Origin of the sequence: Pseudomonas sp. NUPR-001, assembly GCF_052147955.1 — a bacterium.
In the GTDB taxonomy this organism is placed as follows: domain Bacteria; phylum Pseudomonadota; class Gammaproteobacteria; order Pseudomonadales; family Pseudomonadaceae; genus Aquipseudomonas.
Genome location: NZ_CP197353.1, coordinates 4,979,402 through 4,997,466, shown reverse-complemented (window position 1 = coordinate 4,997,466; position 18,065 = coordinate 4,979,402). Strand labels below are relative to the sequence as shown.

The window sequence follows — 18,065 nt, the reverse complement described above, 5'->3', positions numbered from 1 at the left end:
GAGATGTTCGGTAAACTAAGCCTGGATGCGATTCCGTATCACGAGCCGATAGTCATGGTGACACTCGCCATGATCGCGCTCGGCGGTCTCGCGGTGATTGGTGCAATCACCTATTTCAAGAAATGGACCTACTTGTGGACCGAGTGGCTGACCACGGTTGACCACAAAAAAATCGGCGTGATGTACATCATCGTCGCAATGATCATGCTGCTGCGTGGTTTTGCCGATGCCATCATGATGCGTACCCAGCTGGCGATGGCCACGGGTGGCTCCGAAGGCTATCTGCCGCCTGAACACTATGACCAGATCTTCACCGCTCACGGTGTGATCATGATCATCTTCATGGCGATGCCATTCTTCACCGGCCTGATGAACCTGGCGCTGCCTCTGCAGATCGGTGCACGTGACGTTGCCTATCCGTTCCTGAACTCCCTGAGCTTCTACCTGCTGCTGGCAGGTGTGCTGCTGGTCAACATCTCCCTGGGTGTTGGTGAGTTCGCCAAGACCGGTTGGGTTGCTTATCCGCCACTAGCGGGGATCCAGTACAGCCCTGGGGTGGGGGTGGACTACTACATCTGGGCGCTACAGCTATCAGGTCTAGGTACGACACTAACGGGCGTCAACTTCCTGGTCACCGTGCTGAAAATGCGCGCGCCTGGCATGAAGCTGATGGACATGCCGATCTTCACCTGGACCTGCACCTGGGCCAACGTTCTGATCGTTGCTTCGTTCCCGATCCTGACTGCTGCTCTGGCACTGCTGACGCTTGACCGTTACATGGATTTCCACATTTTCACCAATGAACTTGGTGGCAATCCGATGATGTACGTCAACCTGTTCTGGGCTTGGGGTCACCCTGAGGTTTACATCCTGATCCTGCCGGCTTTCGGTGTGTTCTCGGAAGTTACCTCGACCTTCGCGGGTAAACGTCTGTTCGGCCACAAATCGATGATCTACGCTTCCGGCGCGATCGCGGTACTGGGCTTTGCGGTATGGCTGCACCACTTCTTCACCATGGGTTCTGGCGCCAGCGTCAACACCTTCTTCGGTCTGGCTACAATGCTGATTTCGATCCCGACCGGGGTGAAACTGTTCAACTGGCTGTTCACGATCTACCAGGGCCGTCTGCGCTTCACCGCGCCGATTCTGTGGACCCTGGGCTTCATGGTTACCTTCTCCATTGGTGGTATGACTGGCGTACTGCTGGCTGTTCCAGGTGCTGACTTCGTTCTGCACAACAGCCTGTTCGTAATCGCTCACTTCCACAACGTGATCATCGGTGGTGCGGTATTCGGCTACATTGCCGGCTTCGCCTTCTGGTTCCCGAAAGCCTTCGGTTTCACCCTGAACGAGAAGTGGGGCAAAGCTGCCTTCTGGTTCTGGATCTCCGGTTTCTACGTGGCCTTCATGCCACTGTACGCACTGGGCTTCATGGGTATGACCCGTCGTCTGAACCACTCCGACAACCCACTGTGGGAACCCTACCTGTACGTAGCCGTATTCGGCGCCGTGCTGATCCTGTTCGGTATCGCTTGCCAGCTGATCCAGCTGTACGTTTCGGTTCGCGACCGCAAGGACAACATGGACGTGACCGGCGACCCATGGGGCGGCCGTACCCTGGAATGGTCGACTTCGTCGCCACCTCCGTTCTACAACTTCGCTCACATGCCTGAGAAAGTTGGCCTGGATGCCTGGCACGAAGCCAAGGAAGCCGGTGTTGCGTACAAGGTTCCGGCCAAGTACGAAGCGATCCACATGCCGAACAACACCTCTACCGGTCTGTTCATGGGTCTGCTGCTCACCGTATTCGGTTTCGCCTTCATCTGGCACATCTGGTGGCTGGTTGGCGCTAGCCTGGTTGCGACCATCGCAGTCTTCGTTGCTCACGCTGCGCGTGATGACCAGGGCTACATGGTTCCAGCCGAGGAAGTGGCGCGCATCGAAGGCGAGCGCATGAAGTCCCTGGGCTTGGCTACCGGTTCGCCGGTGGGCGCACGTGTCAAATCGTTTGAGCAGGTTTAATCAATGTCCAGTCATGTAATCAATGCAGACACTCATGCTCATGGTCACGACCATGGGCATGACGATCACCACCACGACTCGGGCCAGATGACCGTCTTCGGTTTCTGGCTGTACCTGATGACCGACTGCATCCTGTTTGCGTCGCTCTTCGCCACCTACGCGGTGCTGTCCGGCAGTTTTGCCGGCGGCCCGTCGGGTCATGACATTTTCCAACTGGACTTTGTCGCGGTTGAAACCGCACTGCTGTTGCTGTCGAGTATCACCTTCGGTTTCGCCATGTTGCAGCTGTTCAAAGGCAACAAGGGCGGCGTGCTGGGCTGGCTGGCTATCACCTTCCTGCTCGGTGCCGGCTTTATCGCGATGGAAATCTATGAGTTCCATCACCTGATCTCCGAAGGCTTCGGTCCGCAGCGCAGTGGTTTCCTGTCGGCGTTCTTCGCGCTGGTCGGTACCCACGGTCTGCACGTGACTGCCGGTCTGATCTGGATGGCGGTACTGATGTACCAGATCAGCAAGCACGGTATCACCAACACCTCCAAGACCCGCATGAGCTGCCTGAGCCTGTTCTGGCACTTCCTCGATGTGGTCTGGATCTGCGTGTTCACCGTTGTCTATCTGCTGGGGGTTCTGTAAATGGCTAACGCACATAACAGCCACGCCGAGGGCAACCACGGCAGCGTGAAGTCCTACCTGATCGGCTTCGTCCTGTCGGTAATTCTGACGGCGATTCCGTTCGGCCTGGTCATGTACCCAAGCATGCCGAAAGACATCACGGTCATGATCGTGGTGGCGCTGGCGGTCATTCAGGTGGTGGTACACCTGGTGTACTTCCTGCACATGGACCGTTCCGAAGCACAGCGCTCCAACGTGACGACCTTCCTGTTTACAGCGATGGTCATTGCTCTGTTGGTGGGCCTGTCGCTGTGGATCATGTTCAGCATCCACACCAGCATGATGGCGAAGTGAGGTAAGACGGCATGTCCATTAAGCACTTTATCCAAATCACCAAACCGGGGATCATTTTCGGTAACGTGCTTTCTGTGGCAGGCGGTTTTTTCCTTGCCGCGCAAGGGCATGTCGACTTCATGCTATTCCTGGCCACGGTGATTGGTACTTCGCTGGTGGTGGCGTCCGGTTGCGTGTTCAACAACTGCATCGACCGTGACATCGACATCAAGATGGAGCGCACCAAGAACCGTGCGATGGTTCAGGGCCAGATCTCGCTGAAAGTCGCCTTGGCCTACGCCACCCTGCTCGGGGTGGTCGGCCTTGGCCTGCTGTACGTGCAGGCCAATGCCCTGGCAGCGCTGTTCGGCCTGATCGGCTTCATCATTTATGTGGGTTTCTACAGCCTGTACCTGAAGCGGAAATCGGTGCACGGCACCCTGGTTGGCAGCCTGTCCGGTGCCATGCCTCCGGTGATCGGTTACTGCGCGGTAAGCAACAGCTTCGACCTGGCTGCATTGACCCTGCTGGTGATGTTCAGCCTCTGGCAGATGCCGCATTCGTATGCCATTGCGATCTTCCGCTTCAATGACTACCTGGCTGCCTCGATTCCGGTTCTGCCGGTCAAGCGTGGCATCGAGGTCGCCAAGAAGCACATCCTCTGGTACATCGTGGCCTTCCTGGTCGCAACCTTGATGCTGACCCTGGGTGGCTACGCGGGTACCAGCTACCTGGCTGTTGCCGCCGCCATGGGCATGTACTGGTTGTACATGGCCTGGACCGGCTACAAGGCTGCTGATGATCGTGCGTGGGCACGTAAGGTGTTCGTGTTCTCGATCTTCACCATCACTGCCCTGAGCGTGATGATGTCGCTGGACACCCAGGTGCCGACCGATGTGCTGATGACCTACATACATTGAGTATGACGGGTTGAACAAAAACGCCCCGGGCCGCAAGGACCGGGGCGTTTTTGTTTGTGGCGCAGGCCTTGCTGCCGGGGCGATTTGCCCTCTGCTGGCGGCAAGGCGCTGTGGATAGAGTGCGGTGACATTCATCCATGGAGGACCCCCATATGAGCGTAATGACTGTTTATTTCTGCGGCACCGGTTCGCATCGATTCGATGATAAAAACCCCAACTTCTGGAATGGCGAGCTGGTCTCGACATTGGCAGCGAACGATCAGGGCAAGGAGTTTGCCCACTGGATCGCGGTCGACGGCCCGGGCAGTGGCGATTTGCAATCTGATGATCTGTTTGTCGAGCCGGGTGGTTACTTCAACTGGAACCAGACCCTGTTTGGCAAAGGCTGGGAAGAAAATGTTCAACACGCACTGCAAATCATCAAAGGCCAGAGCAACTGGCAGCGCAATGAGCTGAGTGAAGATGATTACAAGCGCTTGAAAGCCGCAGGTGTGCCGATTCCGGATGCAACGGCAACGTCCTCCTGGTTCTGGCGTACTTACAACTATGGCAATCGCCCGATTACCCCACAGATGCTCCAGGAGCAGATCATCAAGCAGTTCCGCAAGGACGGCATCATCCCGACCCAGATCAATCTGGTCGGCTGGAGCCGAGGTGGCGTCAGTTGCCATATGCTCGCCAACGCCTTGCTGGCCGACAATCAGTTGAAGGATCTGCCAGTAAACATTTTCGCGATCGACCCGGTGCCCGGTATTGGCAACTTCGACCGTCATCGCGTGCAGTTAGGCGAAAACGTGAAGCAGTATGTTGGCTTCTTTTCCCGTGACGAGCGCTCCAAGGGATTTGCCTGCGTGATCCCGAAAGCCCACGTCAGAACGCGTTGCCATGTCTACCCGATGCCAGGTCGGCATGCCACCTTGGTGGGTAATGCCTCGGCGGATGGTGCAACAGGCGGTAAAGTGCTGGCCGAACCTGGCTTGGTGGTTCGGCACTTTGCCGAAGTCTGCCTGACGAATTGGGGCGTTAAACTGCAGAAAATGCTCAAGCTCGATGACAAAGCTCTTCAGAACTACCATCAGGCGATGATCAGCGATGATGGCAAGTACCAGGCGATGCACAAACATTCTTACACCTTGGTAACCGAGTCCAAAGATGACCAGCGCTCTGTGTGCCTGGGCGACAAGGACACGGCCTTCTCCAGTATTCAGGGGGCTGCATTCCAGCCTGACAGCGCGCTTGCGGCGCCAATCAAGTGGGACATGACAACCTATCAGGAAATTCGCTGACCGCCGCCGGAGCCAGGGTAAGCAGCCCGGTATTTTCTTCCTCGACTGGACAGGCGGCCTACCCAGGCTCTATTGTTGGCACCGGCCACCGCAGTGGCCAACGTCGCTCGGACGGTTCCGGGCGCTTACGTCTTCGAGGAAGCCATGGCTGACCAAGGTTCGCCGCGCCGCTTTGCGCGCATTGATCGTCTCCCCCCTTACGTCTTCAACATCACCGCCGAACTCAAGATGGCTGCACGCCGTCGTGGTGAGGACATCATCGACCTGAGCATGGGCAACCCTGATGGGGCTACGCCGCCGCACATCGTCGAGAAGCTGGTGCAGGTTGCCCAGCGTGAAGACACGCATGGCTATTCCACCTCCCGCGGTATTCCACGTTTGCGCCGGGCCATCTCACGCTGGTACCAGGAACGTTACGACGTCGAGATCGACCCGGAAAGCGAAGCCATCGTCACCATCGGCTCCAAGGAAGGCCTGGCCCACCTGATGCTGGCCACCCTGGATCATGGCGATACCGTGCTGGTACCCAACCCCAGCTATCCGATCCATATCTACGGTGCAGTGATTGCCGGTGCGCAGGTGCGTTCGGTGCCGCTGGTGCCGGGTGTGGATTTCTTCAACGAGTTGGAACGGGCGATTCGCGAGTCGATTCCCAAGCCGAAAATGATGATTCTCGGCTTCCCCTCCAACCCGACCGCGCAGTGCGTCGAGCTGGACTTCTTCGAACGGGTAGTGGCGCTGGCCAAACAGTACGACGTATTGGTGATCCACGACCTGGCCTACGCCGATATCGTCTACGACGGCTGGAAAGCGCCGTCGATCATGCAGGTGCCAGGCGCCAAGGACATCGCGGTGGAGTTTTTCACCCTGTCCAAGAGCTACAACATGGCCGGCTGGCGTATCGGCTTCATGGTTGGCAATCCGGAACTGGTCAGCGCCCTGGCGCGGATCAAGAGTTACCACGACTACGGCACTTTCACGCCGCTGCAAGTGGCTGCAATTGCCGCCCTTGAAGGTGATCAGCAGTGTGTGCGGGATATTGCCGAACAGTATCGTCAGCGCCGCAACGTGCTGGTCAAAGGCCTGCACGAAATGGGCTGGATGGTCGAGAACCCCAAGGCCTCGATGTACGTCTGGGCGAAAATTCCGGAAGAGTACGCGCACCTCGGTTCGCTGGAGTTCTCCAAGAAGCTGCTGGCCGAGGCCAAAGTCTGTGTGTCGCCAGGCATCGGCTTTGGTGACTACGGCGACGATCATGTGCGCTTTGCCTTGATCGAAAACCAGGACCGCATCCGTCAGGCGGTGCGCGGTATTCGCCAGATGTTCCGTGCCGATGGGGTGGGCAAGGCCCAGAAGTAATCCGTAGGAACGGGCTTGCCCCGCGATTGCGTTTTTTCAGACGCATCGCATCGCGGGGCAAGCCCGCTCCTACAGGCGGTTGCTGCCGTCAGCCAGCCACATAGTACTTGTCACTCACGTTCTTGACGTTGACCGCCGCCGATACTCCCTCCAGCGAGGCATCCGCCTTGCCGAAGTCATACTTGAGCATGGCGTCGACCAGCGTATAGCCCGGTACCTCGAAGGTGTTCTGCGCATCGCCATAGGTCGAGTTAGCTGTGCGAATCAGATGCATTTGAGAGATTGTCGCATCTTATTGCGGGCTGGCAGTCGGCGGTCATCAACTTCGCAAACGGGCAATTTCAACCGCCCGTCAGGCGCAATATTTTTCTACATCTCCCCCCTTCTCAAAGCGCTGGCGAAGCATAGAATGGCGGCGGGTTTTCTCCCAATAACGATAAACTTGCCCCCCGTCTTTTCATCATGTCCGAACATAATCCTTGTTTGAACTGCGGCGCCTGCTGCGGGTATTTCCGTGTGTCATTTTTCTGGGGTGAGTGCCAATCGGCGGGAGGTCTGGTACCCGACGAGATGGTGGTGCAGATCAACCCCACGCGTGTGGCAATGATCGGCACCGACAGCAAACCCTGCCGTTGCATTGGCCTTGAAGGCGAGATTGGCAAAGGCGTCAGTTGCAGCCTTTACGAACAGCGTTCCAGCCCGTGTCGCGAATTCGATGCCGCCTGGGTCAACGGTCAGGCAAACCCGAGCTGCGATGCTGCGCGGGCTGCCTATGGCTTGCCACCCCTGGAAGCCAACGAGCCGCTGTGGCCCGATGAGGGCGCTGAGGTCGCCTGAAGGCTTCCAGCCCAGCGCGCAACAGCGTTAGGGTAGACTGTGCGACTCTTCGGACAGAACAGGAGTTCTCCCCCCGTGTCGCACCCCTACGTATTTCCCCAGGACCTTTGCTTGCCTAGCCCGCGTTTGCAGTTGCGGCCGATGACTGCCGAGGATGCCGGTGCATGGCTGCAGATCATGGCTGATCCTCAGGTCATGCGTTACTGGAACCACGCGCCCTGGGCTCACCTTGAACAAGCGCAGGCAGCACTGGCAGCGGATCGCCAGGCCTACGCGCAAGGCGAATTGCTCAAGCTTGGCATCTACCGCCGTGACAACGGCGAGTTGATTGGCATGTGCCAGTGTTCCAGTCTTGAAAGCGCCTCGCGCCGCGGTGAGATCGGCTATTGCCTGTCCACGGCTGCACAAGGGCAGGGCTTCATGGGTGAGGCGCTGGAGCTGTTTGTTCAGTACCTGGCCAGTGAGCTGAACATGCGCCGTCTTGAAGCGGAAATCGATCCACGCAACGTTGCTTCGGCACGCACCCTCGAGCGCTTGGGCTTTACCCTTGAAGGCGTGCTGCGTGAGCGCTGGTGCGTGGCTGGGGAGCTGTCCGATTCGGGGCTCTACGGCCTGCTGCTTGAGCGTGATGCCGGATGATTGCCAGGCGTTACGTTTCGCTCACCCTGGTGCTGTTCCTGGTAAGCCTTGGCTTCAACGCCATGTACCTCAGTGGTGACGGGCGCCTGCATGCTTTGCAGGCGCTGCTGTACGGCCCTTGGGGTCTGGTGTTCGGGATGTTCGGCTGGTTCGCCAATCCTTTGTTGGGATTGGCGATACTCCTGCACCGGCGTTGGCGTTGGGTATCGCTGGCGCTGGGGCTGGGCGCGTTGTACCTGGCCCTGACCTGCCTGGGGATCGACCGACTGCCCGACAACCGCAGCTACAACTTCGTCAACCTGACGCACTTTGCACCGGGGTTCTATATCTGGCTGCTAGCGATCATCGGCTTTTGCCTGGGGCAGGCCTGGTGGTGTCACCAGGTGCGTCAGGGCCTGACGATACCGGGCTGGCACTGGCTGGATGGCGTGCTGCTGGTGGTGCTCGGGGTGGTGATCAACGTTGCCCTGCAAGCGCCCAGTCTGCGGTTCGAAATGGATCGTGCTTTAGAACCACCAGCGGCGGTCCAGCCGCTTGACCCGGACACTATCTAGCGGCAGTCGACGTCCCCCACTGCACCACCAGCATACCGAGCACAATCAGGCCGACCCCGGCCAGGCGCACGCCGTTTACCGGTCGCTGCGCCAGGCCCATCAGGCCCCATTGATCGATCAGCAGGGATGACACCACCTGACCGGCAATCACACAGACGATAAACCCGGCCGCCCCCAGACGCGGAGTGAGCATCAACGCTGCGGTGATGTAGGCAACACCTCCCACACCGCCTAGCCAGGCCCACCAGGGCGCTTGGCTCAAGGCGCCCACTTGCGGGAGCGGCGCGCGCAGCACCAGCAGCGCTGGAATCACCAGCAACACACTGATGCCCAACGACACCAGACTGGCCCACAGCGGATGCCCGAGCAGGCGGCCCAAGGCCGCATTGCTGCCAGCCTGGAAAGGTACTGCGGCCCCCGCTAGCAAGGCGATAAGCAGCGGCAGCAAAGCGGCAGGGGTGAACGACAAGCTCATAGCAAGACTCCTTGAAGATGGCTTGTTAAAGTCTTGGCTATGCACTGCGTTAATGGAAATTCGAATGCTGCACGGGAGTTATTCGTTCTATGGATGATCTTCGCCGTATTGACCTGAACCTACTGCTGACCCTGCATGCCTTGCTGGCCGAACAACACGTGTCGCGCGCGGCGTTGCGCCTGCATCGCAGCCAGCCGGCGGTGAGTCATGCCTTGGCACAGCTGCGCGAACTGTTCGCCGATCCGTTGTTGGTACGCCGCGGAGGGCGCCTGCAGGCCACAGCCCGTGCCCAGGCCTTGATCGAGCCGTTGCAGCAGGCCCTGGAACAACTCGATGGATTGCTTGCCCAGCCCGGTTTCGACCCGCGCAAGGCGCAGCGCAGTTTTCGTCTGGCTATGTCGGACTACGGCGCCCGTGTGGTGTTGCCGGGACTGATGCGAGTGCTGCGTGAGGAAGCGCCGGGAATTGATCTGGTGGTAATTCAGGGCAGCCGTGAGGCGATGCTGGGCCATTTGTTCGATGGCGAAGCCGATCTGGCGCTCGGCGTGTTTCCACAATTGCCTGCTGAGTTGCGCGTTGCAACGCTGTTCGAAGAACGCTTTACCTGCATTGCCGACCGCGGCGGGTTGCCTGCTCGCGGCGGTTTGAATCTGGCCGATTGGCTGGCCCGCCCTCATGTGTTGGTGGCGGTGCGCGCTGGCATCGACAATGAAATCGATCTGGCGCTTACCGCGATCGGGGCCCGTCGCCGAGTCGCACTGGCGTTGCCGCATTGGGCGGCGGCGCAGGAGGTGATTGCCGGCACTGATCTGGTGCTCACCGTTGCCCGGCGTAGCCTCGACAACGGCAAGCTCGACCCGCGCTTACGCCGCTTCGAACCGCCACTGGCGATCAAGGCATTTGGCTTTCAGCAGGCCTGGCATCAGCGGCGCGAGGGTGAAGCGGGGCACCGTTGGTTACGCGAACGGGTGGCGCAGGTGTGTGCTCGCTAGGAGGGCTTGTGCAAGCGTCTGCTGCCCGGCATTCTGACCGGCCCTTACATGGAGTTGTGTGGATGAAGCATTCACTGCTGGCGCTCACGCTGATGAGCGCCATTGTCCCCTTTGCCAATGCCCAGAGCGACTCGGCCGCCTACAGCCAATGCATGCAGAATGCTGCAACTACAGTGGCGAGCAAAGCGTGCATCGGTGCCGAGATCGAACAGCAAGATGCGCGCCTGAACGCTGCTTACAAAAGCGCCATGGCCGCCCTCGAGCCAGCGCAACAAGGGCAGTTGCGTGATGCCCAACGGGCGTGGATCAAGTACCGGGACGCCAATTGCGAACTGTATTATCGGCTCACTGGCGGCACCATCGATCAACTCAATGGTGCAGGGTGTGTGCTTGAAATGACCAAGGCCCGCGCCACCGAGTTGTCAGGGTTGAACGGGTATTAACGGTCAAGACCATCAGTGCCTGGCTGCGCGAGCCTTGAGGTACTCGCGCACTTCAACCTGGTTGCCGGAAAACTCGATACGCTCAGCCTTGCTGTCACGATGATAGGCGTACATCGGGTCGTAGTATTCGCTGAGCAGGCCGCTGATCCAGGCACGGTGCAGGTCGACCGTCGCAGTGCGTTGCTGCTCGTCCAGGGCCTGCTGCAGCAGAGCCGAGAAGCGTTGGTAGCGCTCACCGCCCAAGCGCTTGAGGATATTGCCCATGCTCTGCTTCAGGCGTTCGGCGAACAGTGTGAAACCCTGTTCGCCGCCATGCAGGGCAACGAATTCGGCGCACAGGTTGGTGACGTAGTCGCTGAGAATGCGTTCAACGCGATGCTCGAAACTGTCCTCCAGCCAGACCAGAGGGTAGTGCTGCATGCCCTGGTAAAGCTCCAGCGGTAACGAGCAACTGCCGACGATTCGGCCTTCATCTTCAAGCACAAACTGCTCAATGCCGCGTGCGCGTTTTTTCAGCACATCGATGGCCAGGTTGTTTTCGAAGTTGATCTGTACAGGCTGCCCGGTCGCGCGTTTACCGAAGCTGGAGCCGCGGTGGTTGGCATGGCCTTCGAGGTCCACGGCGTTGTCCAGCACCTGCAGCACTTCGGTTTTACCGGTGCCGGTCAGGCCACCAATCAGCACGAAATCACATTCGGCTACCGCAGACTGTGTGGTTTGCAGCAGGAAATTACGCAGGGCCTTGTAGCCGCCAATCACCTTGGGGTACTGGATGCCGGCTTCGCTCTGCAGCCACTGTTGGCTGATCTGTGAGCGCAGGCCACCGCGAAAGCAGTACAGGTAGCCTTCAGGGTTGGCGCGGGCGAACGCCGCCCAAGCGGCGATGCGCTGATCCTTGGTCTGGCCGCTGACCAGTTGGTGGCCGAGGGCGATAGCCGCCTGTTGCCCTTGCTGTTTGTAGCAGGTGCCCACCTTCTGCCGCTCAACATCATTCATTAATGGCAGGTTGATCACATTGGGGAACGCGCCCTTGGCAAATTCGACCGGGGCGCGCATGTCCATCATCGGTACATCATTCAAGAACAGCTGGCGGTAGTCGGTGGTGTTCTCACGCATTACAGCACCTCAACCGCATAACGCTGTCGCTCAACCAACTCGCCGATCGGCGCGAGGTTCAGGCCCAGTTCAGCCGCAACAGCGAGGAACTCCTCTTCACCTTCCGGTGCTACTGCAACCAGCAAGCCGCCACTGGTTTGCGGGTCGCACAGCAGGTGTTTTTGCTCGTCGCTCAGCGGGGCGATCTTGTCGCCGTAGCAGTCGAAATTGCGCAGCGTACCGCCAGGTACACAGCCTTCTGCCAGGTAATACTCGACGCCTGGCAGGCGCGGTACGGCGCTGTAGTTAAGGCGCGCACTCAAGCCGCTGCCGTCGGCCAGCTCGACCAGGTGACCAAGCAAACCGAAGCCGGTCACATCGGTCATCGCCTTGACCCCGGCCAGTTTGCCAAAGCGGCTGCCTGGGGTGTTGAGGGTGCACATCCAGTCACGGGCCAGGCCTTTGTCCTGGTCACGCAGCTTGGATTTTTTCTCCGCAGTGGTGAGGATGCCAATGCCCAACGGTTTGCTCAGGTACAGACGGCAGCCTTGGGTGGCGGTGTCATTGCGCTTCATGTGGCGCTTTTGCACTACACCGGTGACGGCCAGGCCGAAGATGGGTTCAGGGGCATCAATGGAGTGACCGCCGGCCAACGGAATACCGGCTTCAGCGCATACCGCACGACCGCCGCGAATCACTTCACGGGCCACTTCCGGGGCCAGCACATTGATCGGCCAGCCGAGAATGGCGATGGCCATCAGCGGGTCGCCCCCCATGGCGTAGATATCGCTGATGGCATTGGTGGCGGCGATACGGCCGAAGTCGTAGGGGTCATCGACAATCGGCATGAAAAAGTCGGTGGTCGAGACTACACCGCGCTCATCATCGAGGGCGTACACCGCAGCGTCATCGCGTGAGGCGTTGCCGACCCACAGCTTCGGGTCCAACGCCTGAGTACCGCTTTCGGCGAGAATCACCTCGAGCATCTTCGGAGAGATCTTGCAGCCACAACCGGCGCCGTGGCTGTACTGGGTCAGACGAATCGGCTCGCTCATACGCACCTCGAAATATCGTGAGGCCCGATTGTAGCAAAGCTGGTCTTTGCGCCGATGCCTCTTATAATTCGGAAGCCAGCCCGAAGAAGGCTGTTTCCCCGCTATTGAACCGGAGAATCCCTGATGCTCAAACGTCCTCTGGCGCTGTTTGCCGGTCTCATGCTGTCGTGCTCATCCTTCCTGGCCCAGGCGGCCGATACCCTCAAGGTCAGTGCCATCCCTGACGAAGCGCCGACTGAATTGCTGCGCAAGTTCAAGCCGTTGGGCCAGTACCTGGAGCAGAAACTGGGTATGAAGGTTGAGTTCGTGCCGGTAGCCGACTACCCGGCAGTGGTCGAGGCGCTGGCCACCGACCGCCTGGACATGGCCTGGCTGGGCGGGTTCACCTTCGTTCAAGTGCATTTGAAGAGCCCGACCGCGACGCCGTTGGTGCAGCGTGAGCAAGATGCCAAGTTCACCAGCAAATTCATCACCGCCAACCCCAAGATCAAAAGCCTGGCTGATCTGAAGGGCAAGAGCTTCGCGTTCGGTTCGGTTTCGTCCACCTCCGGTAGCCTGATGCCGCGCTATTTCATGCTCAAGGACAACAACATCAAGCCGGAAACCTACTTCAGCCGTGTTGCCTATTCCGGCGCTCATGACGCCACGGCGGCGTGGGTGCAGGCCGGTAAAGTCGACGCCGGCGTGCTCAACGCCAGTGTTTGGCAAAAGCTGGTGGACTCGGGCAAGGTCGACACCAACAAGGTCACGGTGTTCGCCACCACCCCGCAATACTACGACTACAACTGGACGGTGCGCGGCAGCCTTGACCCGGCCTTGAAAGAGAAGATCAAACAAGCGTTCCTTGACCTTGACCCCGCCAAGCCAGCCGACAAAGAGATTCTCGATCTGCAGGCGGCGAGCCGCTTTATCGAAACCAGCCCGGACAATTACAAGGGCATCGAGGAGGCTGCTCGCGCCGCTGAGTTGCTCAAGTGACGATCACACTCAACGGCACGAGTCTGCGCTTGGGTCAGGTTCAGGCATTACAAGCGATAGACTTGCGCGTTGAGGCCGGCGAACGGGTGGCGATCATTGGGCCTTCGGGCGCCGGCAAGTCCAGCTTGCTGAATCTGATCGCCAGCGCAGTGGCGCCCAGCGACGGCAGTATCGAGCTGCTCGGAGAGGCGCCCTGGCGGCTCTCCGCGCAGGCTCGTCAGCGTCTGCGCGCACGGATCGGCCTGATTCACCAGGCACCGCCGCTACCTCCCCGCCAGCGGGTGGTAACCGCAGTGCTGGCCGGGCGCCTGGGGCAGTGGGGCACTTTGCGCGGGCTGCTCAATCTGTTGCATCCCAGCGATATTCCAGGTGTACGAACGGTGCTGTCCGGGCTGGGCATGGCTGACAAGCTTTTTGCCCAGTGCGGGCAGTTGTCGGGCGGGCAATTGCAGCGGGTTGGTATTGCCCGGGCGTTGTACCAGCAACCGGACATCCTGCTGGCCGACGAACCGGTTTCAGCGATGGACCCGGTGCTGGCTGAGCATAGCCTGACTACCTTGAATCAGTATGCCCGTGATCGCGGTATTACCCTGGTTGCCAGCTTGCATGCGGTAGAGCTGGCGTTGGCGCACTTCCCGCGCGTTATCGGCATTCGTGATGGGCAGGTCGCGTTCGATCGACACGCCGTAGACGTCACCCGCGAGATGCTCGATGCCCTGTATGCCAACGAGCAACTCGGTTCGCCCCAGCAGCCGGTGGCAACGACACACCTGCAGATTCCACGATGCTGACGGCTGACAGCCGCGACCCGGCTGCATTTCCCAGGTTATTGCTGACCCTGCTGGCGATCGCGTTGCTCTGGCCCGGCATTGAGCTGAGTGAGCTTAATCCGGGTGTTCTGTTGCAGGCTGAGAATCGGCGTGAGATGGGTAATTTTCTCAGCGCGTTCTGGCCGCCAGCGCATGAGCCGGAGTTTCTCGCCCTATTGTGGACGGCGACGTTACAGACGTTGGCGGTAGCTACTGCCGGTATGGCCTTGGCCCTGGTGCTGGCGATCCCGGCCAGCCTGCTGGCGAGCAGGGCGCTGTCGATGGGGGCGGCGTCACGCGCAGGCCGGTTGGGGTTCTGGTCGCGTACGGTGCGCTTGCCGGTGCGTGGGCTGTTGATTTTTTTGCGCAGCGTGCCAGAAGTCGTCTGGGCACTGCTGTTCGTTCGAGCTGTGGGCTTGGGTCCGACCGCTGGGGTATTGGCCATCGCTATTACCTACAGCGGCATGCTGGGTAAGGTCTATGCGGAGATCTACGAGTCGGTGAATCAGCGCCCGGCGCATGCGCTGCTTCAGGCAGGCAGCAGTCGTTTGAGTGCGTTCTTCTATGGCATCTTGCCCGATGCGGCGGCGGAGCTTGTGTCCTATACCGTGTACCGCTGGGAGTGTGCGATACGCGCCTCGGTGGTCATGGGCTTTGTCGGTGCCGGTGGTTTGGGCCAGCAAATCGATTTGTCGATGCGCATGTTCGCGGGCGCTGAAGTGGCGAGCATGCTCCTCGCTTTCCTGGTGCTGGTGTGGCTAGCGGACCAACTGAGCCGTTTGCTGCGGGCGAGGTTGTCATGAGGCGGTTGATCAACGTCTCGCTGATTCTGGCGCTGCTGGCGGCAGTGGTGGGCTCGTTTGCTTACTTGAATCTCGACTTGCAGGCGCTGTTCGGCAATGGCGGGCTGGGGCAGATGGGCAGCTATGCGGTGCGCTTTCTCAGCCCGGATGTAAGCCCTGAACATATGCGCGCCGTGGCCAAGGGCGCGCTGGAGACCTTGGCCATGTCTGGCCTGGGAACGCTGCTGGCGGTGATGCTTGGCCTGTTGCTGGCCTTGCCGGCGGCAGGGCGTTTCGGTGCGCTGCTGCAAGCCGTTGCACGCTTATTGCTCAATGCGCTGCGGGCGATACCGGAGTTGGTCTGGGCGGCGCTTACCGTGTTGGCTGCGGGGCTGGGGCCGAATGCCGGTACCCTGGCGCTGGCTTTGCACACCTCGGGTGTGCTCGGTCGCCTGTTTGCTGAAGCACTGGAAAATGCCCCGCCGGAACCTGCTGCAGCGATCCGCCTGCAGGGTGGCAGCCAAGTCGCTGCATTCTGCTTTGGCACGTTGCCCAACCTCTGGCCACAGCTTCTGGCCTACAGCTTGTACCGCTGGGAAAACAACATCCGTATGGCCAGTGTGCTGGGCTTCGTTGGTGCGGGCGGCTTGGGGCAGATGCTCTACACCACCCTGAGCCTGTTCCAGGAAGCCCAGGCCAGCACGGTGATTATCGCCATGCTGGTGCTGGTGCTGTTGGTGGATGCCTTGAGTGATGTGCTCAGGCAGCGTTTCGTGCGGGCTTAGCGAATACCCAAGAAGCGATCCAGCGACCAGCGTCCGCCGCCACGACCGATCACCACCAACAGCAAGCCCGCCCAGCTCAGGTGAGTGGGCCAGGCATCCGGGTAAACGAACACCTGAATCACCAGAGTCATCCCCAGCAGTGCCAAACCGGTAAAGCGAGTGAACAATCCAAGTACCAACAGCAATGGAAAAAGGTGCTCGGCATAAGTCGCCAGATGGGCTGCCAACCAGGGCGAGAGTAGCGGCAGCGCGTATTCGCTTCTGAACAGCTCAAAGGTGCTGGGGGTGATGCTCAGAAAACCCTCGACCTTGGTTCGGCCTGAAAGAAAGAAAATCGCGGCAATGCCAAGGCGTGCAACCAGTGATATCAACGAATCGCTGATCAAGCCTTGTAACTGCGCGGCGCAGCGTGACCAAAGAGTGCTACCGGCGTCAGGCTGTTTATGGGGAATGTCGCTGAGTGTATGCATGGCGTTCTCCAGTCACGACCGTCAGGCCGACAGGTGTTCAGGCAAATACTTCGGCCGCCAGAAGCTGGCCGAGCAGAGTGGTGAAATTCAGGGTTGAATCGAAGGCCAGCACCTGATTGGCAGCGGCCTCCAGTGGCAGCCCCGCAGCGCACGCGTCGAGAAAGATGCACTCGGCTTGGCCAAGCGGCTGCCACAGCACCTGGCCGGCCTGGCGGCGCAGTAGCATGCCCTCGCCGTGCCAGTCGAGCGGTTCGGGTAAGGCCAAGGCCTGGCGGTTGCTGTGCCAGATGCTGTAGATCGGTTGCTGGGCGAACCACTGCCAACGCACGTCAGTACGTGGGCGCAGTTGCTGCTGGCCAAGGTGTTCGGGGCTGATGCGGCTCATCGCTTCCACGTCCAGGGCGCTGTCTTGAGCAGCGATGTGTACTTCGATCCATAAACGGTCTGCACGGGCCACATCGGCCAGGTAAGGCAGGCTTTGAGCCGGTTCGAATTGTTCGAGAAAGGCGGCGAATTGTTCGCCATACAGAATAAGTCGGGCATCGGAAGGCGGAGCCTGCACGGCATGTATCGCTGCAGCGGCACGAAACCAGTCATTGCCGACCAGCCGTTCAACACTCGGAAAGTTAGCCTGCAAGGCATCGACGCAGCCTTTGAGCACGGTATTGCGATAGACCGTAAAGCCAGCCTGACGGGTTAATGGCAATAGCTCGGACGGATTCGAATGGCCATACAGGGCGGCGATGAAGTCGGACTGGAAAGCGCCAAGCGATACGTTGTTCATGGATGCTCACCTACACTGTCGAGCAAGGTTTGCGCGGTGTCGCGTTCACGCAGCAGTTCAGCAAAAGACGGGATCTGGTCATCACGCTCAATCAATGTCGGGCGCGGGCCAATTCGTTGCAGTACGTGTAGATACAGTGCCCAAACCTCTGCAGAGATGGGCGTGTCGTGGGAGTCGATCAGCAGCGAGCTGTTGGCGTCCTGGCTGTAACCGGCCAGGTGAATTTCGCTGATGAACGATGCTGGAAACGCATCCAGATAGGCCAGGGCGTCAAAGCCCATGTTGTGGGCGCTGACCTGAACGTTGTTGATGTCGAGTAACAGGCTGCAGCCGGTACGCCGGGCCAGTTCGGTGAGGAACTCGATTTCGCTGTAGTCATGCCCTTCAAGGTGCGCGTAGTGGCTCGGATTCTCTATGGCCAGGGGGCGGGCGAGGATGTCCTGGGCAAAGTGGATGTTCTCGACGATGCGTTGCAAAGCTTCATGGCTACGCGGGAAAGGCAGCAGGTCAGGATGGTACTGCCCTTGCCAGGTGGACCAGGCCAGGTGTTCGGAAAGCAGTGCCGGTTGCACGTGGTTGACCAACGCCCTGAGTCGATGCAGGTGGTCGATATCAGGCAACTGATCAGCCGCCAGCGACAGTGACACGCCATGCAATGAGAGCGGATGGCGCTCGGCAATGGCTTCCAGCCAGGTCAGTCGAGGGCCAGCGACCATGTAGTTCTCCGGGTGCACTTCGAACCATAAGCCAGGGGCCGTACAGTCTATGGCCGCTTCGTAGTGTTCGGCTTTGAGTCCCAGGCCTGCGCCCAGGGAGGAGAGTTTGTTCATGGTCG

General features: G+C 59.6%; 22 protein-coding genes. 15 read left to right on the top strand and 7 right to left on the bottom strand.

Going from position 1 to position 18,065, the window contains the following annotated elements:
* Window positions 1-3: 3 nt before the first annotated feature.
* The 6 genes from cyoB to alaC all read left to right on the top strand — a co-directional run bounded on the left by cyoB (window position 4) and on the right by alaC (window position 6,532).
* Complete coding sequence (gene cyoB, locus ACP6KB_RS22935; RefSeq protein ID WP_442109577.1) at window positions 4-2,022, top strand: cytochrome o ubiquinol oxidase subunit I; 2,019 nt, start codon at window positions 4-6, stop codon at window positions 2,020-2,022.
* A gap of 3 nt (window positions 2,023-2,025) precedes the next feature.
* Complete coding sequence (locus ACP6KB_RS22930) at window positions 2,026-2,655, top strand: cytochrome o ubiquinol oxidase subunit III (protein ID WP_442109575.1); 630 nt, start codon at window positions 2,026-2,028, stop codon at window positions 2,653-2,655.
* The gene (gene cyoD / locus ACP6KB_RS22925) at window positions 2,656-2,988 is read left to right on the top strand and encodes a cytochrome o ubiquinol oxidase subunit IV (RefSeq protein WP_442109573.1); all 333 of its coding nucleotides are present in this window, start codon (window positions 2,656-2,658) and stop codon (window positions 2,986-2,988) included.
* A gap of 11 nt (window positions 2,989-2,999) precedes the next feature.
* Window positions 3,000-3,887, top strand: coding sequence for a heme o synthase (gene cyoE, locus ACP6KB_RS22920; RefSeq protein ID WP_442109572.1), 888 nt, complete (start codon window positions 3,000-3,002; stop codon window positions 3,885-3,887).
* Window positions 3,888-4,039: 152 nt separating this feature from the next.
* Window positions 4,040-5,173, top strand: coding sequence for a hypothetical protein (locus ACP6KB_RS22915; protein WP_442109570.1), 1,134 nt, complete (start codon window positions 4,040-4,042; stop codon window positions 5,171-5,173).
* A gap of 144 nt (window positions 5,174-5,317) precedes the next feature.
* A complete protein-coding gene (alaC, locus tag ACP6KB_RS22910; protein WP_442114366.1) occupies window positions 5,318-6,532 on the top strand; it encodes an alanine transaminase in 1,215 nt (404 codons plus the stop codon).
* 88 nt (window positions 6,533-6,620) lie between these two features.
* On the opposite strand, the gene ACP6KB_RS22905 is transcribed toward alaC, so the two are convergent.
* Window positions 6,621-6,806: a TonB-dependent receptor domain-containing protein gene (locus ACP6KB_RS22905; RefSeq protein ID WP_442109569.1), complete on the bottom strand. Its 186-nt coding sequence runs from the start codon at window positions 6,804-6,806 to the stop codon at window positions 6,621-6,623.
* A gap of 188 nt (window positions 6,807-6,994) precedes the next feature.
* On the opposite strand from ACP6KB_RS22905, the gene ACP6KB_RS22900 reads away from it, so the two are divergent.
* From ACP6KB_RS22900 to ACP6KB_RS22890, 3 genes are all read left to right on the top strand, one after another.
* Window positions 6,995-7,369, top strand: a complete 375-nt coding sequence (locus tag ACP6KB_RS22900; protein ID WP_442109567.1) for a YkgJ family cysteine cluster protein — start codon at window positions 6,995-6,997, stop codon at window positions 7,367-7,369.
* A gap of 111 nt (window positions 7,370-7,480) precedes the next feature.
* Window positions 7,481-8,008: a GNAT family N-acetyltransferase gene (locus ACP6KB_RS22895; RefSeq protein ID WP_442109565.1), complete on the top strand. Its 528-nt coding sequence runs from the start codon at window positions 7,481-7,483 to the stop codon at window positions 8,006-8,008.
* On the top strand, window positions 8,005-8,562 hold the full coding sequence (locus ACP6KB_RS22890) for a hypothetical protein (protein WP_442109563.1): 558 nt from the start codon (window positions 8,005-8,007) through the stop codon (window positions 8,560-8,562). Before ACP6KB_RS22895 ends, ACP6KB_RS22890 begins: the two co-directional genes overlap by 4 nt.
* Here ACP6KB_RS22890 and ACP6KB_RS22885 read toward each other — a convergent pair.
* Window positions 8,555-9,037 (bottom strand): DMT family transporter, encoded by a 483-nt coding sequence (locus ACP6KB_RS22885; RefSeq protein WP_442109561.1) that lies wholly within the window; start codon window positions 9,035-9,037, stop codon window positions 8,555-8,557. The two genes, ACP6KB_RS22890 and ACP6KB_RS22885, sit on opposite strands and share 8 nt — an antisense overlap.
* An 89-nt stretch (window positions 9,038-9,126) precedes the next feature.
* Here ACP6KB_RS22885 and ACP6KB_RS22880 point away from each other — a divergent pair, with 89 nt between their 5' ends.
* On the top strand, window positions 9,127-10,029 hold the full coding sequence (locus ACP6KB_RS22880) for a LysR family transcriptional regulator (RefSeq protein WP_442109559.1): 903 nt from the start codon (window positions 9,127-9,129) through the stop codon (window positions 10,027-10,029).
* Between the two features lie 62 nt (window positions 10,030-10,091).
* Complete coding sequence (locus tag ACP6KB_RS22875) at window positions 10,092-10,472, top strand: lysozyme inhibitor LprI family protein (protein ID WP_442109557.1); 381 nt, start codon at window positions 10,092-10,094, stop codon at window positions 10,470-10,472.
* 12 nt (window positions 10,473-10,484) lie between these two features.
* Here ACP6KB_RS22875 and mnmH read toward each other — a convergent pair whose 3' ends face one another.
* Window positions 10,485-11,588 (bottom strand): tRNA 2-selenouridine(34) synthase MnmH, encoded by a 1,104-nt coding sequence (gene mnmH, locus ACP6KB_RS22870; protein ID WP_442109555.1) that lies wholly within the window; start codon window positions 11,586-11,588, stop codon window positions 10,485-10,487.
* Complete coding sequence (gene selD, locus ACP6KB_RS22865) at window positions 11,588-12,622, bottom strand: selenide, water dikinase SelD (protein ID WP_442109553.1); 1,035 nt, start codon at window positions 12,620-12,622, stop codon at window positions 11,588-11,590. Before selD ends, mnmH begins: the two co-directional genes overlap by 1 nt.
* 123 nt (window positions 12,623-12,745) lie before the next feature.
* Here selD and ACP6KB_RS22860 point away from each other — a divergent pair, with 123 nt between their 5' ends.
* From ACP6KB_RS22860 to phnE, 4 genes are read left to right on the top strand one after another with little or no spacing between them, the layout of a single operon-like run.
* Window positions 12,746-13,600, top strand: a complete 855-nt coding sequence (locus ACP6KB_RS22860) for a putative selenate ABC transporter substrate-binding protein (RefSeq protein WP_442109551.1) — start codon at window positions 12,746-12,748, stop codon at window positions 13,598-13,600.
* Window positions 13,597-14,391: a phosphonate ABC transporter ATP-binding protein gene (locus tag ACP6KB_RS22855; RefSeq protein ID WP_442109549.1), complete on the top strand. Its 795-nt coding sequence runs from the start codon at window positions 13,597-13,599 to the stop codon at window positions 14,389-14,391. The genes ACP6KB_RS22860 and ACP6KB_RS22855 overlap by 4 nt, the downstream gene beginning before the upstream one ends.
* Window positions 14,385-15,212 (top strand): PhnE/PtxC family ABC transporter permease, encoded by an 828-nt coding sequence (locus ACP6KB_RS22850; protein ID WP_442109547.1) that lies wholly within the window; start codon window positions 14,385-14,387, stop codon window positions 15,210-15,212. The genes ACP6KB_RS22855 and ACP6KB_RS22850 overlap by 7 nt, the downstream gene beginning before the upstream one ends.
* Window positions 15,209-15,976, top strand: a complete 768-nt coding sequence (gene phnE / locus ACP6KB_RS22845) for a phosphonate ABC transporter, permease protein PhnE (protein WP_442109545.1) — start codon at window positions 15,209-15,211, stop codon at window positions 15,974-15,976. Before ACP6KB_RS22850 ends, phnE begins: the two co-directional genes overlap by 4 nt.
* Here the strand turns inward: phnE and ACP6KB_RS22840 are convergent.
* Genes ACP6KB_RS22840 through bufB form a run of 3 tightly spaced genes read right to left on the bottom strand, consistent with a single transcriptional unit; the run spans window position 15,973 to window position 18,060 of the window.
* A complete protein-coding gene (locus tag ACP6KB_RS22840) occupies window positions 15,973-16,446 on the bottom strand; it encodes a DoxX family protein (protein ID WP_442109543.1) in 474 nt (157 codons plus the stop codon). The two genes, phnE and ACP6KB_RS22840, sit on opposite strands and share 4 nt — an antisense overlap.
* A 37-nt stretch (window positions 16,447-16,483) precedes the next feature.
* Window positions 16,484-17,230 (bottom strand): HvfC/BufC family peptide modification chaperone, encoded by a 747-nt coding sequence (locus tag ACP6KB_RS22835; RefSeq protein ID WP_442109541.1) that lies wholly within the window; start codon window positions 17,228-17,230, stop codon window positions 16,484-16,486.
* Entirely contained in the window at window positions 17,227-18,060 is an 834-nt protein-coding gene (gene bufB / locus ACP6KB_RS22830) for an MNIO family bufferin maturase (RefSeq protein ID WP_442109539.1), read from the bottom strand. The genes ACP6KB_RS22835 and bufB overlap by 4 nt, the downstream gene beginning before the upstream one ends.
* Between the last annotated feature and the right edge of the window lie 5 nt (window positions 18,061-18,065).

What these genes read in the sequence shown, in the direction of transcription:
- alaC (WP_442114366.1), top strand. Translation starts at nt 5,318, where the DNA reads ATGGCTGACCAAGGTTCGCCGCGCCGCTTTGCGCGCATTGATCGTCTC.
- ACP6KB_RS22915 (WP_442109570.1), top strand. Translation starts at nt 4,040, where the DNA reads ATGAGCGTAATGACTGTTTATTTCTGCGGCACCGGTTCGCATCGATTC.
- ACP6KB_RS22850 (WP_442109547.1), top strand. Translation starts at nt 14,385, where the DNA reads ATGCTGACGGCTGACAGCCGCGACCCGGCTGCATTTCCCAGGTTATTG.
- ACP6KB_RS22900 (WP_442109567.1), top strand. Translation starts at nt 6,995, where the DNA reads ATGTCCGAACATAATCCTTGTTTGAACTGCGGCGCCTGCTGCGGGTAT.
- ACP6KB_RS22875 (WP_442109557.1), top strand. Translation starts at nt 10,092, where the DNA reads ATGAAGCATTCACTGCTGGCGCTCACGCTGATGAGCGCCATTGTCCCC.
- ACP6KB_RS22905 (WP_442109569.1), bottom strand. Translation starts at nt 6,806, where the DNA reads ATGCATCTGATTCGCACAGCTAACTCGACCTATGGCGATGCGCAGAAC.
- ACP6KB_RS22880 (WP_442109559.1), top strand. Translation starts at nt 9,127, where the DNA reads ATGGATGATCTTCGCCGTATTGACCTGAACCTACTGCTGACCCTGCAT.
- cyoD (WP_442109573.1), top strand. Translation starts at nt 2,656, where the DNA reads ATGGCTAACGCACATAACAGCCACGCCGAGGGCAACCACGGCAGCGTG.
- phnE (WP_442109545.1), top strand. Translation starts at nt 15,209, where the DNA reads ATGAGGCGGTTGATCAACGTCTCGCTGATTCTGGCGCTGCTGGCGGCA.
- cyoE (WP_442109572.1), top strand. Translation starts at nt 3,000, where the DNA reads ATGTCCATTAAGCACTTTATCCAAATCACCAAACCGGGGATCATTTTC.
- ACP6KB_RS22835 (WP_442109541.1), bottom strand. Translation starts at nt 17,230, where the DNA reads ATGAACAACGTATCGCTTGGCGCTTTCCAGTCCGACTTCATCGCCGCC.
- selD (WP_442109553.1), bottom strand. Translation starts at nt 12,622, where the DNA reads ATGAGCGAGCCGATTCGTCTGACCCAGTACAGCCACGGCGCCGGTTGT.
- mnmH (WP_442109555.1), bottom strand. Translation starts at nt 11,588, where the DNA reads ATGCGTGAGAACACCACCGACTACCGCCAGCTGTTCTTGAATGATGTA.
- ACP6KB_RS22885 (WP_442109561.1), bottom strand. Translation starts at nt 9,037, where the DNA reads ATGAGCTTGTCGTTCACCCCTGCCGCTTTGCTGCCGCTGCTTATCGCC.
- bufB (WP_442109539.1), bottom strand. Translation starts at nt 18,060, where the DNA reads ATGAACAAACTCTCCTCCCTGGGCGCAGGCCTGGGACTCAAAGCCGAA.
- ACP6KB_RS22840 (WP_442109543.1), bottom strand. Translation starts at nt 16,446, where the DNA reads ATGCATACACTCAGCGACATTCCCCATAAACAGCCTGACGCCGGTAGC.
- ACP6KB_RS22890 (WP_442109563.1), top strand. Translation starts at nt 8,005, where the DNA reads ATGATTGCCAGGCGTTACGTTTCGCTCACCCTGGTGCTGTTCCTGGTA.
- ACP6KB_RS22930 (WP_442109575.1), top strand. Translation starts at nt 2,026, where the DNA reads ATGTCCAGTCATGTAATCAATGCAGACACTCATGCTCATGGTCACGAC.
- ACP6KB_RS22860 (WP_442109551.1), top strand. Translation starts at nt 12,746, where the DNA reads ATGCTCAAACGTCCTCTGGCGCTGTTTGCCGGTCTCATGCTGTCGTGC.
- cyoB (WP_442109577.1), top strand. Translation starts at nt 4, where the DNA reads ATGTTCGGTAAACTAAGCCTGGATGCGATTCCGTATCACGAGCCGATA.